Below are 16,264 nucleotides of genomic sequence, written 5' to 3'. Positions count from 1 at the left end.
GCCGAACGGGGATGCAAAAGTAGCCAGAAGATCCGGCTTTCCAACACCCGGCCCCAAAAAAAGACGTGCCAACACCGGAAACGGCTGAGTGAGAGCGGGAAATGTTTTCAGGGCTTCGCCTTTTGCTCTGCAGGGCTATCATAAAAGCTCCGGTTGCCCCAACTCCCCCGCCCTAGCTTTAACAAGAAAGCCCCGGCCTTACTGGGGCTGGGGCTTTCTGCCTTTGATTATCTCGTTTTATACTTTAAGCAATCACTGTTTCTCTTTTCAGCGTGCTTTTCCTGTCCGGCCCTACTGATACTATAGTAATAGGTACTTGCAGGTGCTTCTCCAGGAATGCCAAGTAGTTGTTAAATGCCTCTGGTAGCTTATCTACAGACTCTATTTTATTAAGGTCTACTTTCCAGCCTGGCAGCGACTCATACATTGGCTCCAGCTCTCCGACTTCCATAGAGTGAGGAACCTTGTCAGTTATCTCGCCTGAAGGTAACTTATAGTGTGTGCATACTTGTATGGTGTCGAACTCCGTCAGCACGTCAGCTTTCATCATGTTCAGCTGCGTAACGCCATTCAGCATGATGCTATACTTTAGACTTGGCAGGTCTACCCAACCACAGCGGCGCGGACGCCCAGTAGTAGACCCGAACTCACGACCAGCCTGACGAATCTCCTCCCCTACTGCATCCAGTAACTCTGTCGGGAAAGGACCGCTGCCTACACGTGTGCAGTATGCCTTAAAGATGCCGTATACTTCTCCTATATGTTTTGGAGCAACGCCCAGACCTGTACAGGCTCCGGCTACTATGGTGCTGGACGAAGTCACGAACGGATAAGTACCGAAGTCCACATCTAACAACGCGCCTTGTGCGCCTTCGGCCAGAATACGCTTCCCGCTTTGAAGGGCCTCGTTAATCATGTATTCCGAATCTACCAGCTTCAGTGTGCGCAAGTACGCCACGGCTTCAAAGAAGTTCTGCTCCTGCTCACCTAGTTCCAGCTCCTGGCCATAGAACTCTACAGTTTTGCGATGGCGCTCTACCAGTTTATCATACCGCTCCTGGAAATCGTCGGCCAGTATATCGCCTACTCTCAGGCCGACACGACCAATCTTATCCTGGTAAGTCGGACCGATACCTTTTAATGTTGAGCCGATCTTACCACTACCCAGCGCCTCTTCGGAAACGCGGTCCAGCACCTTGTGTGATGGAAGTATAAGCGATGCTTTTTTAGAGACAAACAGGTTTTGGGCAGCGTCTACGCCGCGGTCCTGCAGTTTCTGCATTTCGGTACGGAACACGATCGGGTCCAGCACCACGCCATTGCCAATAATGTTTTTGATCTCCGGATGGAAGATACCAGATGGGATCTGGTGAAGCACGTGCTTAGTGCCTTCAAACTCTAATGTATGTCCCGCGTTCGGGCCTCCCTGGAAACGGGCTACAATGTCATAGGTCGGAGCAAGTACGTCTACAATCTTTCCTTTGCCTTCGTCGCCCCACTGCAGACCTATTAAAATGTCAACTGCCATTTAAGTATTTAATATGTTGATTCCTTTAAGAATTGCGCTGCGAAATCATCGTTCTCAGCTATTGTAAATATCGCGTTCAGCTTGGTTACTATAAGCAGCTTACGGATATGGTCGGATGGCTTTATTAGCACCAACTCGCCGCCGCGGTTGCGGAACTTTGTTAGCAGCGATACCAGCACTCCCATGCCACTGCTATCCATAAACCGCACGTTAGACAGATCTACGGCACAAAGCAGCACATTGCCTTCTTGCAGCCCATCCACGCTATCGATCATCTGCTGCGTGTCTGTGCCGGCAATCAGGTCGCCCTCCATCCGTATAAACAGGATATCATCCTTTAGTTCTGTCTGATACTTCATGCTGTTGTTCCTCTGTCGCTTTTCTAGCGCGGCAATCGCCGCATACACCATATAGGTTCAGGGAGTGGTGCAAGATATGAAAATTTAATAGTTCACCCACCAAACTTTGAATCTGATGCACACGCGGGTCGCAAAACTCCACCACTTTGTGGCACTCCGTACAGATTACGTGGTCATGCTGCCGATAGCCGTACGATTTTTCGTACTGTGCCAGGTTACGCCCGAACTGATGCTTGCTTACCAGATCATTTTCCACCAGCAGGTCCAGCGTGTTGTATACTGTGGCCCGGCTTACGCGGTAGTTTTTGTTTTTCATATTAATGTAGAGCGATTCTACATCAAAATGACCGTCGCTGGAGTAAATCTCTTCCAGGATAGCATAGCGCTCAGGTGTTTTACGTAGTCCTTTGCTTTCTAAGTATGCCGTGAAGATCTTTTTTACTTCTTCGAACTTCCTTGTATCTAATGCCATTTTCTTCTTCTATAGTATAAATAAGGCCTGCCCTTAATCAAAACGCTCTACGGTAAGTATACCGTTTACCTTGCTCATGCGCTGTATGAGCTTTTCGAGGTGGCCTGTATCGTTCACGAAAACCATGATGTTTCCTTCAAATATGCCGTCGTTGGAGTCGATGGTGATGGAGCGCATGTTTACCTTTAAGCTGGTGGAGATGATCTTGGTCAGGTCGTTCACCAGACCCACGCGGTCAGTTCCTTTAATGCGGATACCCACCAGGAAAGCCAGCTCCTTCTGCTCCGTCCACTTGGTCTTTATAATGCGGTTGCCGTAGTTCGACATCAGTTCCATAGCGCGCTTGCAGTTGGTGCGGTGTATCTCTATCCCGTCATCTTCTGTCTGGAAGCCGAACACGTCATCGCCCGGAATCGGGTTGCAGCACTTGGACATGCGATACTCCCAGTTTGCCGTCGTCTCCCCTATCACCAGCATATCAGAATTCACGCCCCTGATCTTCTGCACCTCCCTGTCAAAGGTTTTCGGGTCCAGCATGGATGTGCTCTTATCTGAGGCAGCGGTAAAGATAACTTCTTTAATGTTCTTGATATCAATATGGCCGGTGGCGATTCTATAGTATAGGTCCTGAAGCGTAGCTACGTTAAAGAAGGCCTGTAGCTTATTCATATTCTGCTGGTTATCGACTACGCCCAGATGCTCCATACGTGCATCCAACATGGCCTTGCCCTGCTCGGCCTTGTTCTTCCGCTCTTCGCGCAGGGCATCCTTAATGCGTGTACGCGCCCTGGAGGTAACCACATACTGCAGCCACTCCTCGTTGGGCTTCTGCTTCTGTGAGGTCAGGATTTCCACCTGGTCGCCGTTCTTCAGCTTGTAGCTGAGCGGCACCAGCTTCTGGTTAACCTTAGCCCCCAGGCAGTGCAATCCTATCTGCGAGTGAATCTCGAAGGCAAAATCCAGGGCCGTGGATTTGTCAGGAAGTATGATCAGTTCGCCTTTCGGGGTAAACACAAACACTTCCTCCACAAAAAGGTTCTTGCGGAACTCGTCCATAAACTCGAGTGCGTTGGCTGTGTTGTTCTCCAGCATGTCGCGCACCTTGTTTATCCACTGCTCCAGACCCGACTCTGCCGAGGCCGCGCCTTCTGTTTTATACTTCCAGTGGGCAGCGTATCCGCGCTCGGCAATCTCGTCCATTCGCTTGGTCCGGATCTGCACCTCCACCCACTGCCCCGATTTACTCATCACGGTAGTGTGCAGCGATTCGTAACCGTTGGCCTTCGGGGTATTTACCCAATCGCGCAGGCGATCGGGGTTGGGTTGGTAGAAGTCTGTTATAATAGAGTATACCTGCCAGCAGGCGGCCTTCTCATTCTCCAGCGGCACGTCAAGTATGATCCTGATGGCAAACAGGTCGTAGATCTCATCAAAGGTGATGTTCTGCTTCTTTATCTTTTTAAGGATAGAGTAGATCGACTTCGGCCTGCCTTTGATGTTGAACTTAAAGCCATACTTGCGCAGCTCATCCTCTATAGGATGGGTAAAGTCCTTGATGAACTTGTTGCGGGCAGCACGCGTTTGGCGCACTTTCCTCGACAGGTCCTTGTAGGTTTCGGTGTCGGTATATTTTAAGTATAGGTCCTCCAGCTCCGACTTAATTGCATATAAACCCAGGCGGTGTGCCAGCGGGGCATACAGGTACATCGTTTCGGAAGCGATCTTGAGCTGCTTGTGGCGCGGCATACTGCCCAGCGTACGCATGTTGTGCAGGCGGTCGGCCAGTTTTACAAGTATAACGCGCACGTCGTCGCTCAGGGTAAGTAGCATCTTACGGAAGTTCTCCGCCTGCTGCGAGCTACCGTAGTCGAATACGCCGGAGATCTTGGTCAGCCCCTCGATGATTCGCGCCACGCTCGGCCCGAACTCACGCTCAATATCGGCCACCTCCAGGTCAGTATCTTCCACCACGTCGTGCAAAAGGGCAGCTACTATGGAAGTAGTGCCCAACCCTATCTCCTCCACCGCGATCTGGGCCACGGCCAGCGGGTGCAGGATGTACGGCTCGCCGGATTTGCGGCGCATGTCCTTGTGCGCCTCCAGCGAGGTGTTGAAGGCCTTCTTGATGATTTTGGCGTCGTTATCCTTCAGAAAGGGCTTGGCGTGCCGAAGCAACCTTCTGTAGTGCCGGAGTATCTCTTTGCGTTCTGCTTCTAAATCAATCATGTTATGCAACTGTGCCATCGTGTGGTGCCGGGTTTGGCGGCGCACACTATAAGTATAAATAAGCTAACGGCTTTATAAGTTTCAAATATAACTGATTATAAGATGCAACCAATACCCCTCCCCTAATCCCGGCGGAGAGGCCGGCTATATGCAGGATGAAAAATATTTAAGAAATTTTAAGGTGCCGTATTGCAATTAAAAAATCGTTGCTTACCTTTGCATCACTAAACGAGCACAATCAAGCGGATGTGGCGAAATTGGTAGACGCACTAGACTTAGGATCTAGCGCTGCGAGGCATGGGGGTTCGAGTCCCTCCATCCGCACACACAACACGAACCCTCAACAAAACTTGTTGGGGGTTTGTTTTTAGTAGGTATTTCTAAAATCTTAAATTTTTATAAGCCTTGAATATTACATTAAACCAAACCGACAGCACCAATGCGCAACTGAAGGTGGTACTGGAAGAGGCGGACTACGCACCGAAAGTAGACCAGCAGGTAAAAGAATACAGCAAGAAAGCCCAGATCAAAGGCTTCAGACCTGGAAAAGTGCCTGCAGGGCTTGTAAAGAAAATGTATGGCAAGAGCATCTTGGTGGAGACGATCAACAAGACGCTCCAGGAGGAAATCTCTAAGTATATCCGTGAGAACGATGTAAAGCTGCTGGGCGAGCCACTTCCGGAGAACGACCAGCCGGAGATCGACTGGGACAACCAGAAGACCTTTGAGTTTACCTACCAGGTAGGCCTGCTGCCAGACTTTAACCTTCCGCTTGATAAAAGCGTAGAGGGCGTTAAAGTTGAGCTGGACCAGAAGACAATTGACGAGGCTTACGAAAACCTGAAGCGCCAGTTTGGCAAAACAGTAAACCCTGAGACGTCTGAGCAAGGCGACTTTATCTCTGGCGAGCTGAAGCAGGTGGACGGTGAGTTCCAGTCTAAAACATTGATCCCAACCAGCCGCGTGGTAGAAGGCCAGGACAAGTTTGTGGGTGTGAAGACCGACGACGTGATCCGCTTCGATATCCGTAAGACTTTTGGTGATGACAACGCTGCCCTGGCCCACGTAACCGGCCTGAGCAAAGAAGTAGCGGCTGACCTGAACGGTGAGTTCGAGTTCATCGTGGAGAAGATCAACCGCACGGAGTCTGCTGAGCTGAACCAAGAACTTTTCGACAAGCTTTTCGGTAAAGACGAAGTAAAGACAGAGGAAGAGTTTGACGCCAAGATCCGCGAGACAATCCTGGAGAACTATGAGCGTGAGGCCGACAACCTGCTGTACCGCAATATCATGGACACCCTGATCGATAATGTGGAGGTAGAACTGCCAACAGAGTTCTTCAAGCGCTGGATACAGGTAACCAACGAGGGCAAGCTTACTACAGAGCAGATCGAAGAGAACTTCGATAAGTATGTACGCGAGCTGAAGTGGTCTATGATCAAGAACAAGGTGGTTGAGGAGAACGAGCTGAAAGTATCGAACGACGAGGTAGTAGAAGCTACTAAGGAGAAGATGCTGGCGCAGTTCAACATGCCGGAGATACCTGAAGAACTGGTGGAAAGCATGAACAGCTATGCCCAGCAGTATCTGCAGCAGGACAACGGCCGTAACTACATTAACGAGTACGAGCAACTGCTGGCCGAGAAGGTGCTCGCTAAACTTAAAGAGAAGATGACTGTTGTTGAGAAGACTATCTCATCAGAGGACTTCAGAAATATGTCGCTCTAACTAGCAGCGCACATACATAACTTTATAAAAAGTCCTTCATAATTAGAAGGACTTTTTTATTTTTGAGAAAACCGTAAACCTAAACAAGATGATGTTTAACAAAGACGAGTTCCGCAAATTTGCTGTAAAAGGCCAGGGCATGAGCGGCCTGGGCGTAGACCAATATATTAACCATGTGGAAGGCCGTGCCATGCACACCATTGAAAGTATGACACGCTCGGTAATCGAGGAGCGCCCGACTAACTTCCGTGAGATCGACGTATTTTCACGCCTGATCATGGACCGTATCATTTTCCTGGGTACGCAGGTTGATGACTTTATCGCCAACATTATTACAGCGCAGCTGCTGTTCCTGGAGTCAGCCGACGCGAAGAAGGACATCCTGCTATACATCAACAGCCCGGGCGGTTCAGTTTATGCTGGCCTTGGTATTTATGATACCATGCAATATGTGAGCCCTGATGTGGCCACGATCTGTACCGGTCTGGCTGCCTCTATGGGTGCCGTGCTGCTGGCCGGTGGCGCTAAGAACAAGCGCTCTGCCCTGCCCCACGCCCGTATCATGATCCACCAGCCAATGGGCGGCGCCCAAGGCCAGGCTTCTGATATCGAGATCACTGCCCGTGAGATCCTGAAGCTGAAGAAGGAACTTTATGAGATCCTGGCTGATCATTCAGGTAAGTCTTACCAGGAAGTATACGACAACTCAGACCGCGACTACTGGATGCGTGCTGAAGAAGCAAAAGAGTATGGCCTGATAGACGAGGTACTTACCCGTAAAACTGCTTAAGTATAAAGTATAACTTATATAGTATAAAAACCCGTAATATAACCTGTTACGGGTTTTTATTTTGCACATATTGCACTAATAAAAGATCAGCAAAGCCTGGCAAAGCTACCTGAAACAGCGTTTAGCCAAAAAAGTTATCCACATACGGTTGTGTATAGCAACAGCACATAACTATCTGTATTACAAAGTATTAAGCAAAAATAGTAAAATACTTATCTTAGAATTTATATTCATGTTTTAACAGAGTTTAGGCATTTGCATCAAAATTTTTCTACTTGTATAAGTTTTCAATTTTGTACCTTTGCTTTACGCGTTTTAAAAAGATGCGTAAAATACTCTGGACCAATCGTTTCTTATGGCAGAAATTACTTGCTCATTTTGCGGCAAAAACAAGAAAGATGTATCGGTGATGATCTCTGGCATCAACGCGCACATCTGTGACCGTTGTATCGGACAGGCACAGCAGATATTGAACGAAGAGAACAAGATTCGCGCTAGCAGCCGTACTCCGAAGTTCAACCTGATGAAGCCGAAGGAGATGAAGAATTACCTTGATCAGTTTGTAGTAGGTCAGGATGAGGCAAAGAAGGTGATGTCGGTGGCGGTTTATAACCATTACAAGCGCCTGATGCAGCAGCCTACCGAAGATGACGTGGTGATCGAGAAGTCTAACATCATTATGGTGGGTGAAACCGGCACGGGCAAAACATACCTTGCCCGTATGATGGCCGGTATCCTGCAGGTGCCTTTCTGTATTGCCGACGCTACGGTGCTTACTGAAGCCGGTTATGTAGGCGAAGACGTGGAAAGTATACTTACCCGCCTGCTGCAGGCCGCCGACTATAACGTAGAGGCAGCCGAGCGCGGCATTGTGTACATTGACGAAATTGACAAGATTGCCCGTAAGAGCGACAACCCATCCATTACACGCGACGTGAGTGGCGAAGGTGTGCAGCAGGCCCTGCTAAAGTTACTGGAGGGAACCACTGTAAACGTACCGCCGCAAGGTGGCCGCAAGCACCCGGAGCAGAAGATGATCACGGTGAACACCGAGAATATCCTGTTTATTTGTGGTGGCGCTTTCGTGGGCATTGACAGGCTGATCAAGAACAGACTGAATACCCGCCCTATCGGCTTCTCCAAGTCTAAAATGGATGAGATGGAAGAAAAAGAGAACTTCCTGAAATACATGACAGCCCAGGACCTGAAGAACTTCGGCCTGATACCGGAACTTATCGGCCGTTTGCCAGTTGCTACGCACCTGAACCCGCTGGATAAAGAAACGCTGCGCCTTATTTTGCTGGAGCCGAAGAACTCTATCGTAAAGCAGTACAAGCGCTTGTTCGAGATGGAGAACATCAATCTTTCTTTTGATGAGAGTGCGTTGGAATACATTGTCGAGAAGGCGGCAGAGTATAAACTTGGTGCCCGTGGCCTGCGCTCTATTTGCGAGGGTATCATGACAGATGCCATGTTTGAGCTGCCATCTGAGGAAGGCACCAAAGAGCTGGTGATTACCGGCGACTATGCCCGCGAAAAGTTTGAAAAATCAAGCCTGAAGCAGCTGAAAGTAGCCTAAGCAACACTGCACAACTTATAAACAAAGAGGGATGCCCTGAAAACGGGGCATCCCTCTTTGTTTTTTGGGAAATGTGTTTGGCTGCGATGCCTTACTGCAATCCCGGTGCTTCAAGTTCAGCTTCATTCAGAAATGGAGCAGTTGCCGCACCGATAATTAAAACAGATATAGCTACGCCAGTTAGCCCTAATGCAATAAAAATTGATTTCATAGTTTCTTAGCTTTAATGTAATAAAAGTATATTTCCTGCCTATACTTGTTAAAGTGATTTGCAAAATATACCTCTATACGGAAAGAAACCGAAGGCAGATAAGCGGATTTTTAAGAATGAGCTCTAGGCTTTTTCCTCTTTCAGGTATTTTACCATCAGCTCGGCGGCACGCTCTGCAGTTCTGAAATCGCCGATCTTCTTGCGTACCAGCGCATAGCCTTCCTGTTGCTTCTGCATAAAATGTTTGTCGAACAACACCCGCTTCAATTCAGCCACAATCTGCTTTGCCGTAAAATCATCCTGGATCAGCTCTGTCACCACGGGTTTATTGGCAATCAGGTTCACCAGCGAAATATAGGGCACCTTGATCACCATCTTCCCGATGGTGTAGGAAATAGGGCTGGTTTTGTAGCATACTACCTGCGGCACACCGAATAAGGCTGTCTCCAGGGTGGCGGTGCCGGATGTCACCAAAGCCGCCTTGGCATGTGAGAGCAAGTCGTAGGTCTGGTCGTAGATGATCTTGATATTGGGGTCTTTGTTGTACTGCTCGTAGTACTCTTTAGAAAAGTTACTCACGCCCGCCACCACGAACTGGTGATCGCGGAAATTGGGCAACACGCTCAGCATCACGTGCAGCATGTTCTCGATCTCCTGCCGGCGGCTGCCCGGAAGTATGGCAATGATGGGCTTGTTGTTGTAAAGCTTGTTCTTAGCCCTAAAATCCGTGGTAGGCACATGGTCCGAAACGGAGTCGTTTACAGGGTTGCCCACGTAGTCCACCTTATAGTCGAAGCGGCCGTAGAATTCCTCCTCGAAGGGCATGATCACGAACATGCGATCCACCACTTTTTTGATGCCGTGCACACGCCCCTGGTTCCAGGCCCAGATCTTGGGCGAGATGTAGTAGAACACCTTCATGCCCTGCTTTTTGGCAAACCTGGCGATGCGCATGTTAAAGCCGGCATAGTCTACCAGGATCACCACATCAGGCTGATATCTTTTAATATCCGCCTTCGCCTCGCCCAGGAAACCCAGGATCTTGCGCAGGCTCTTGAACACCTCGGCAAAGCCCATAAAGGCCATCTCCTGGTAATGGCGCACCAGGTCCATGCCGGCAGCCTGCATCATATCACCGCCCCAGCCCCTGATCTGCGCCTCCGGGTCTTGTTGGCGGAGCTGTTTGATGAGGTTGGAGGCGTGCAGGTCGCCGGAGCGTTCCCCGGCTATAATGTAATATTTCATGGGGTAAGGGTTTCTTTTGGAGCTGGTAAAATAAGTATAGCGGATGTAAAGTATAAGCCGCTTACTAAATTATTCTCCAAAATACTCCACGTAGTTGCGTGGGGTTTCGTAAAGCTTCAGGCTGTGCAGGGTAGCGATGTTATTTGATATTTCTTTCACGCGCGGCTCGAGGATTTTCCAGAACTCCACCACCAGGTTCTCGGTGCTGGCCAGTTTATCCTCCATAAAGGCCACATCCAGGTTCAGGTTCTTGTGGTCTACCTTATCGATGATGTGTGTGCGGATGAGCGTGCTGAGTTTTTTCAGGTCGATCACAAAGCCCGTGTCCGGGTCGGGCTTGCCCTTTACCGTCACGATCAGCTCATAGTTGTGCCCATGCCAGTTAGTGTTGGCGCATGGCCCGAAAACCTCCTTATTCTTGGCCATCGACCAGTTCGGGTTGAATAACTTGTGAGCTGCGTTGAAGTGCTCTAACCTGCTAACGTAAATCATTTATCCTCTAAAATTGTAATTCTTTTTGAACAGCAAATATACAAAGAAAGGAACACCAAAGAACGATGTAATAATTCCGATTGGCAGTCCGGCGGGCGGATAAATTATGCGGGACAGCAGATCGCAGAGCAACATGAACAACCCGCCGATAAAAGCGCACAGCAGCAGGTTGCCACGGCCCGTTGCGCCCAGCAGCCCGCGGGTTACGTGCGGAATGATCAGACCGACAAATCCGATTGGCCCCGAGGTGGCCACGGCAAAACCCGTCACGATAGACACGGTGGCAAGTATAACCCACCTGGTTTGGGCCACCTGTATGCCCAGTGCCTGGGCCCTGTCCTCGCCCAGCAACAGGATGTTGAGCTGCTTTTGATAGAAGGCAAATAACAGCAGGGCCAATAGCAGGGCCGCCGCAGGGTATGGCACCATGTCCCAGCTGGCCCGCTCAAAGCTTCCCATCGACCAGAAAATCACAGATTTCAGCTTGCCCTCAGAATCTGACAGGAACGTGAGCAGCCCGACGATGGCCGTGACTAGCGAGCTGAGCGCAATACCCGCCAGCAGCAACTGGGCCGGGATGATCTGCCGCTTGCGGTAGCCAAGCATCACTACCACCAGCGTAACGGCAAAAGCGCCGGCCAGGGCAAACACCGGCGGCAAGTATAAACCGGCCACGGTCATCGGCACAAATCCGAAGAAAACAATCACGGCACCCAGCGAAGCACCCGAAGCCGTGCCCAGCAAGTATGGATCGGCCAGCCCGTTGTTCACCATCGCCTGCATCAGGTAGCCGCAGAAAGCCAGTGAGGCTCCTACCGCCAGGGCAAGTATAAGTCGCGGCAGCCGCAGGTGAAGTATGGCGAAGTGCGTGGTATCAGCCTGGTTATAGCTAAAAAGGGCCTCAAATATTTTGGGAAGGTCGGTATCAAAAGAGCCAACGCGCAGCCCCACCGCCATGACTACCAGAATCAGCAGCAGGGCAAGTATAAAGTATAAACTGCGCCGCATCATGGGTACAGGAAACCCTCCAGCTCCCGCAGCGACTCCACCACGCGCGGCCCCGGCCGCGACATCAGGTTATCATCTGGTTTATAGATCCGGTTATTTTGGTAGGCCTTGATCCGGCGCAGCTCCGGGTACTGACTGAAAAAGGTTTTATCCAGCTCCTCCCTGGTGCCGCCCAGCAACACATCCGGGTTCAGTTTCAGGATATACTCCCGCGTAAGGGCCGGGTAGGGCTGGTCGAAAACCTCCTGCACGGCATTTTGGGCGCCAAGTATCCGTAGTTTGTCTGATAGGATGGTGTTCTGCCCGTACACGTAGATCGGGTCTTGCCAGGTGATGGCCAGCACCTGCTGCGGGCTTTTCTCCTGTTGATGCTTCTGCATTAACTGCGCTACCTCCTGCCGCAGCGAATCCATCAGCTGCTTTGCCTGTTGCTCACGGCCCATAATTCGGCCAATGTCCTCCAGACCGGTGAAAATATCCTCCACCGTCCTGTACTTCTGGTAGTATACCGGCACACCCAGTTGCTCCAGCCGCTCGGCCACCTCCAACGGGGTGATGCCCTCTATGGTAAAAATCAGGTCCGGCTTCAGGGCCAGCACCTGTTCGTAATCCACAGGGTAGTTGCTTACCACGGGCTTCCGGTACACGGCTTCCGGGAAATCATCGGTGGGGTTACGGGCGATGATGGTGCTGGTGTCGAGTACGGCGTAGAGCATCTCCGTCATGGAAGAGGCAAAAGCAAACACACGCTCGGGCTTTTTCTGAAGCACCAACTCGCGGCCCAGGTCATCGTGCAGCACCAGCGCTTGCTGCGCCTTCTTCTCCGGCTGGCTACAGGAGAACAGCAGCAGGCAAAGTACAGTATGAAGTATAAATCTCGCTTGTCTCAAAGTATAGTTGCCGTGCGCGGGGCAGGCGGCTCGGTTTATTTTTGTAAATTTAACGCAATTTTAGATACAGGCTTAACAAAGAAACATGATAGTAGTAACAGGTGCCGCCGGTTTTATCGCCAGCTGCCTCGTCAGCAGGCTGAACCAGGACAATTTCAACGATATCGTAGTGGTGGACAACTTCTCCGTTGCCAAAAAAGAAGATAACCTGAAGGGCAAGAAGATAAAGGAGTACGTGGACCGCGAGAACTTCTTCGAGTGGCTCGACGAGCATTACGAGGAGGTGGAGTTCATCTTTCACCTGGGCGCCCGCACCGACACCACCGAGTTTAACAAGGACGTGTTCGACCTGCTGAACCTGAACTACTCCAAGAAGATGTGGAATGCCTGCGCCGAGTACCAGATTCCGCTGGTGTACGCCTCCTCGGCGGCCACTTACGGCTCCGGCACCCTAGGCTACGATGACAACGAGGAAACAATCCCGCTCCTGAAGCCCCTGAACCCTTACGGAGACTCCAAGAACGATTTCGATATCTGGGCGCTGCAGCAAACGGCCAAGCCTTTCTTCTGGGCCGGCCTGAAGTTTTTTAACGTGTACGGACCAAACGAGTACCACAAGGGCAAGATGGCCTCCGTTATTTTCCATGCCTACAACCAGATAAAGGAGAAAGGCAGCATGAAGCTGTTCCGCTCGCATAACCCAAACTATGCCGACGGCGAGCAGATGCGCGACTTTGTGTACGTGAAGGACGTGGTGGACGTGTGCATGTTCCTGATGCACCACCGCAAGAACTCTGGCATTTACAACCTCGGTTCTGGCGAGGCCCGCACCTTTATGGCATTGGCGCTGAACACTTTCAAGGCTATGGGCGTGGAGCCGAACATCGACTTCATGGATACCCCGGAGAACCTGCGCGACAACTACCAGTACTTCACGGAGGCCAACATGAGCAAGCTGCGCTCCATCGGCTACGAAAAGCCTTTTTATACTTTGGAGGAAGGCGTGAAGGATTACGTGCAGAATTACCTGATGGAGGGGAAGTATTACTAGACAGATAGTAAAGGAATTCCATTGCTTAATGTGATATCCTGAAAATGTAAAGCGCAAGTGTAGCTGCCTATACTTGCGCTTTTGTTTATATGCCGTAACTTAATGCGTTCATACTTTAAAGTATAAAACAGATGGACCAGGCAGAGAAAACCATGATCGATAACCTGCACAAGAACACAGGAAAAACACTGGAGCAGTGGGTAGAACTGGTGCGGGCAAAGAATTTTGCGAAGCACGGCGAAATCATCAAGTTCCTGAAGGAGGAGCATGGCTTTACACATGGCTTTGCCAACCTTGTGGCGCACAAGTCAAAAGGTTCGGACGCCGGATCCGTAGAGAACAAGGATGGGTTGGTAGAGAAACAGTATCAAGGGAAAGAGCACTTTAAGCCGCTTTACGATACCCTGCTGGCGGAGATTCAGAAATTCGGGGATGACGTGGAGCTCGCGCCGAAAAACGCTTACGTGAGCCTGCGCCGCAAAAAGCAGTTCGCCATCCTTCAGCCGGCCACCAAAACCCGCTTTGAGGTTGGCCTGAACCTGAAAAACCAGGAAGCACAAGGTATACTTGAAGCGATTGATAAAGCCAACGCCATGTGCTCGCATAAAATCATACTTACCACACAAGATCAGATCACACCAGAGGTTATTGCCTGGATCAGAACTGCTTACCAAAACGCTGGCTAATTTTTGCTTATGAAACACCTTTTCTCCCTCGCCATACTTTGCTGCTTAGGCATTGCCGCCCAGGCCCAAATACAAAACCCGCACTACAACAAAACCCTGGCCTACTCGCTGGGCGCCGATGACTACGGCATGAAGTCTTATATGCTGGTTATCCTTAAAACCGGCTCCAACACCACCACCGACAAGGAAAAGCTGAATGAATATTTCCGGGGCCACATAGAGAACATCGGCAGGCTGGCCAAAGAAGGAAAATTAATTGTGGCCGGCCCGCTTGGCAAAAACGACAAGAACTACCGTGGCATTTTTATACTTGATGCCAAAACTGTGGAAGAAGCCCAGAAACTCGTTGAGACCGACCCGGCCGTAAAGGCTAAGATCTTTGACGTGGAGCTTTACCCGTGGTATGGTTCTGCCGCGCTGCCGGTGTACCTGGAGACGCACAATAAAATATCAAAAGAGAATCCATAGACCTAATCCGGGATTAAAGGGATTAATGCACAAGAGACCTCGCAGTGTTTCAAAGACCTGTGAGCGTCTTTACTGCTACGTAGCGAACCTCCCGCGCCATAATCAGCATGAAACGCCACTGAGATTAGGTAAGCTCAAACTGAGCAAACAGACACCTTACTTTGTAGTACTAGCCTTGCCTGATGCCACAGGAGCTATTTCTATGGGTTCCGGTAGTATGTCAACATGGTCTGAGACACGGGTAGCGTCGTTTTGCAAAGGCTGCAATCTTAAGTAAGTGGCAGATCGCCATAGCCATTCAACCGGGCCAAAACGATAGCGGGAAAGCCACCAGCGACTAAAAATCACCATGCCGGTAAACAGCAGCAAAGCATAGACTAGAGCAAATACCGGCTCAATATCAGCAAACCCAAATGCATAATTATTAAACAGAAGGCTAACTAAAGCAACCTGAATGATGTAGTTCGTTAGCGCCATTCGTCCTGCCCAACTAAAGTAAATTAGCCTTTTGAACAAATTGGGGCGCATAGATAACATCAGGATAACTCCCGCATAGGCAAACGTCAGCCACTCCATCCGGAAGAACATAAACCCATAGTTTAGGTAACTTATGAGCAGTTCGGTTGGATACGAGACATTAGGATACTGGTATTCTGTGGATGGTTCGAGAAAAGGAAGAAGCCAAGTAGCCACCATCCAACTTAGCAAGCCGAAAACCATAAACCCAGTTATTAGTTTCCGCCTTTGCCTGATGTGCTCAAAAACACCTGCCCGCACACTCAATAACCCAATTAGGAACAGCGAGAAAGTCCATGTATAATCAAGCAGCAGCCTTTCCCGGTCAGAAAAGAACTTTATAAAACTTTCTGTTCGTATGGACATTGCAGTAGTGTAGCTGGTAGTACTGCTGGCCTGAGCTATTCTTACATGATTTTCTTTCCAGAAATTCTGCATCTTACCCCTTTGCTGGTCATTATATAGTTTAGCGCTTTCCTGCCCGCTCACTATAGAATTCACAGTGCCAAGCGTAGTTTTGTAAACAGGAACAATCATGGCACACACTAAAGCAAGAGCTATTACTGCCTTGGTTGGCCACTTCATAATTAGCAGCAAGGGAACGCCACATAAAGCATACCTTACAAGTATATTGTAGCCAACAGCTATCTCTATAATTATCCCGAAGGCAAAAAGTATAAGCAAGCGCCGCAAATAGCGCGACACGAATGAACGCTCTGTGTTACCAGATTTTTTGAGTTGAAGAGCAAACCCGACACCAAACAAAATGGCAAACAATGTGTAGAAGCGGCTATCAACAAACAATTCGATACCCTTTGAAACAACTCCGTTAATCCCGGCTACGCTATAGTTGCTTTCATAGTAGAAATGAACAACGATCATTCCTATCAGAGCAAAACCACGAAGTACATCGATTACCTGAAGCCTTTCGCTTGCCTGTACAGGCTTAGCTGCTACTGTTGCCATACGTTACCTCAAATAAAGAACACAAATGGTATACGACAGCAAAATAATT

15 protein-coding genes and 1 tRNA gene are annotated in these 16,264 nt (G+C 49.7%); 7 read left to right on the top strand and 9 right to left on the bottom strand.

The window, feature by feature from the left end; translation table 11 throughout:
• Positions 1 to 244: 244 nt before the first annotated feature.
• Genes OO017_RS03365 through OO017_RS03350 form a run of 4 tightly spaced genes read right to left on the bottom strand, consistent with a single transcriptional unit; the run spans position 245 to position 4,585 of the window.
• The gene (locus tag OO017_RS03365; protein ID WP_266051015.1) at positions 245 to 1,528 is read right to left on the bottom strand and encodes an adenylosuccinate synthase; all 1,284 of its coding nucleotides are present in this window, start codon (positions 1,526 to 1,528) and stop codon (positions 245 to 247) included.
• Positions 1,529 to 1,536: 8 nt separating this feature from the next.
• Positions 1,537 to 1,887: an STAS domain-containing protein gene (locus OO017_RS03360; RefSeq protein ID WP_266051014.1), complete on the bottom strand. Its 351-nt coding sequence runs from the start codon at positions 1,885 to 1,887 to the stop codon at positions 1,537 to 1,539.
• Complete coding sequence (locus OO017_RS03355) at positions 1,859 to 2,359, bottom strand: Fur family transcriptional regulator (RefSeq protein WP_266051013.1); 501 nt, start codon at positions 2,357 to 2,359, stop codon at positions 1,859 to 1,861. Before OO017_RS03355 ends, OO017_RS03360 begins: the two co-directional genes overlap by 29 nt.
• 33 nt (positions 2,360 to 2,392) lie before the next feature.
• Positions 2,393 to 4,585, bottom strand: a complete 2,193-nt coding sequence (locus tag OO017_RS03350; RefSeq protein ID WP_266051012.1) for a RelA/SpoT family protein — start codon at positions 4,583 to 4,585, stop codon at positions 2,393 to 2,395.
• Positions 4,586 to 4,827: 242 nt separating this feature from the next.
• On the opposite strand from OO017_RS03350, the gene OO017_RS03345 reads away from it, so the two are divergent.
• From OO017_RS03345 to clpX, 4 genes are all read left to right on the top strand, one after another.
• A tRNA-Leu gene (locus OO017_RS03345) sits at positions 4,828 to 4,909 on the top strand.
• A gap of 81 nt (positions 4,910 to 4,990) precedes the next feature.
• Complete coding sequence (gene tig / locus OO017_RS03340; RefSeq protein ID WP_266051011.1) at positions 4,991 to 6,313, top strand: trigger factor; 1,323 nt, start codon at positions 4,991 to 4,993, stop codon at positions 6,311 to 6,313.
• Between the two features lie 91 nt (positions 6,314 to 6,404).
• Positions 6,405 to 7,103, top strand: a complete 699-nt coding sequence (locus OO017_RS03335) for a ClpP family protease (protein WP_266051031.1) — start codon at positions 6,405 to 6,407, stop codon at positions 7,101 to 7,103.
• A 355-nt stretch (positions 7,104 to 7,458) separates the two neighbouring features.
• Entirely contained in the window at positions 7,459 to 8,682 is a 1,224-nt protein-coding gene (clpX, locus tag OO017_RS03330) for an ATP-dependent Clp protease ATP-binding subunit ClpX (protein ID WP_266051010.1), read from the top strand.
• A gap of 334 nt (positions 8,683 to 9,016) precedes the next feature.
• Here clpX and lpxB read toward each other — a convergent pair whose 3' ends face one another.
• From lpxB to OO017_RS03310, 4 genes are all read right to left on the bottom strand, one after another.
• Positions 9,017 to 10,138: a lipid-A-disaccharide synthase gene (gene lpxB, locus OO017_RS03325; protein ID WP_266051009.1), complete on the bottom strand. Its 1,122-nt coding sequence runs from the start codon at positions 10,136 to 10,138 to the stop codon at positions 9,017 to 9,019.
• A gap of 69 nt (positions 10,139 to 10,207) precedes the next feature.
• Positions 10,208 to 10,630, bottom strand: coding sequence for a 6-pyruvoyl trahydropterin synthase family protein (locus tag OO017_RS03320; protein WP_266051008.1), 423 nt, complete (start codon positions 10,628 to 10,630; stop codon positions 10,208 to 10,210).
• Complete coding sequence (locus OO017_RS03315) at positions 10,631 to 11,641, bottom strand: FecCD family ABC transporter permease (protein ID WP_266051007.1); 1,011 nt, start codon at positions 11,639 to 11,641, stop codon at positions 10,631 to 10,633. It abuts the gene before it with no gap.
• Complete coding sequence (locus OO017_RS03310) at positions 11,638 to 12,528, bottom strand: ABC transporter substrate-binding protein (protein ID WP_266051006.1); 891 nt, start codon at positions 12,526 to 12,528, stop codon at positions 11,638 to 11,640. Before OO017_RS03310 ends, OO017_RS03315 begins: the two co-directional genes overlap by 4 nt.
• A gap of 85 nt (positions 12,529 to 12,613) precedes the next feature.
• On the opposite strand from OO017_RS03310, the gene rfaD reads away from it, so the two are divergent.
• The 3 genes from rfaD to OO017_RS03295 all read left to right on the top strand — a co-directional run bounded on the left by rfaD (position 12,614) and on the right by OO017_RS03295 (position 14,733).
• Positions 12,614 to 13,579, top strand: coding sequence for an ADP-glyceromanno-heptose 6-epimerase (gene rfaD, locus OO017_RS03305; RefSeq protein WP_266051005.1), 966 nt, complete (start codon positions 12,614 to 12,616; stop codon positions 13,577 to 13,579).
• A gap of 131 nt (positions 13,580 to 13,710) precedes the next feature.
• Positions 13,711 to 14,265, top strand: coding sequence for a DUF4287 domain-containing protein (locus OO017_RS03300; protein ID WP_266051004.1), 555 nt, complete (start codon positions 13,711 to 13,713; stop codon positions 14,263 to 14,265).
• A 9-nt stretch (positions 14,266 to 14,274) separates the two neighbouring features.
• Positions 14,275 to 14,733: a YciI family protein gene (locus OO017_RS03295; protein ID WP_266051003.1), complete on the top strand. Its 459-nt coding sequence runs from the start codon at positions 14,275 to 14,277 to the stop codon at positions 14,731 to 14,733.
• 156 nt (positions 14,734 to 14,889) lie between these two features.
• On the opposite strand, the gene OO017_RS03290 is transcribed toward OO017_RS03295, so the two are convergent.
• Entirely contained in the window at positions 14,890 to 16,215 is a 1,326-nt protein-coding gene (locus tag OO017_RS03290; RefSeq protein WP_266051002.1) for a DUF418 domain-containing protein, read from the bottom strand.
• Positions 16,216 to 16,264 lie beyond the last annotated feature (49 nt).

Origin of the sequence: Pontibacter anaerobius, from assembly GCF_026241195.1 — a bacterium.
GTDB lineage: Bacteria > Bacteroidota > Bacteroidia > Cytophagales > Hymenobacteraceae > Pontibacter > Pontibacter anaerobius.
The sequence above is the reverse complement of the archived record's forward strand: the minus strand, read 5'-3'. Positions and strand labels throughout refer to the sequence as shown.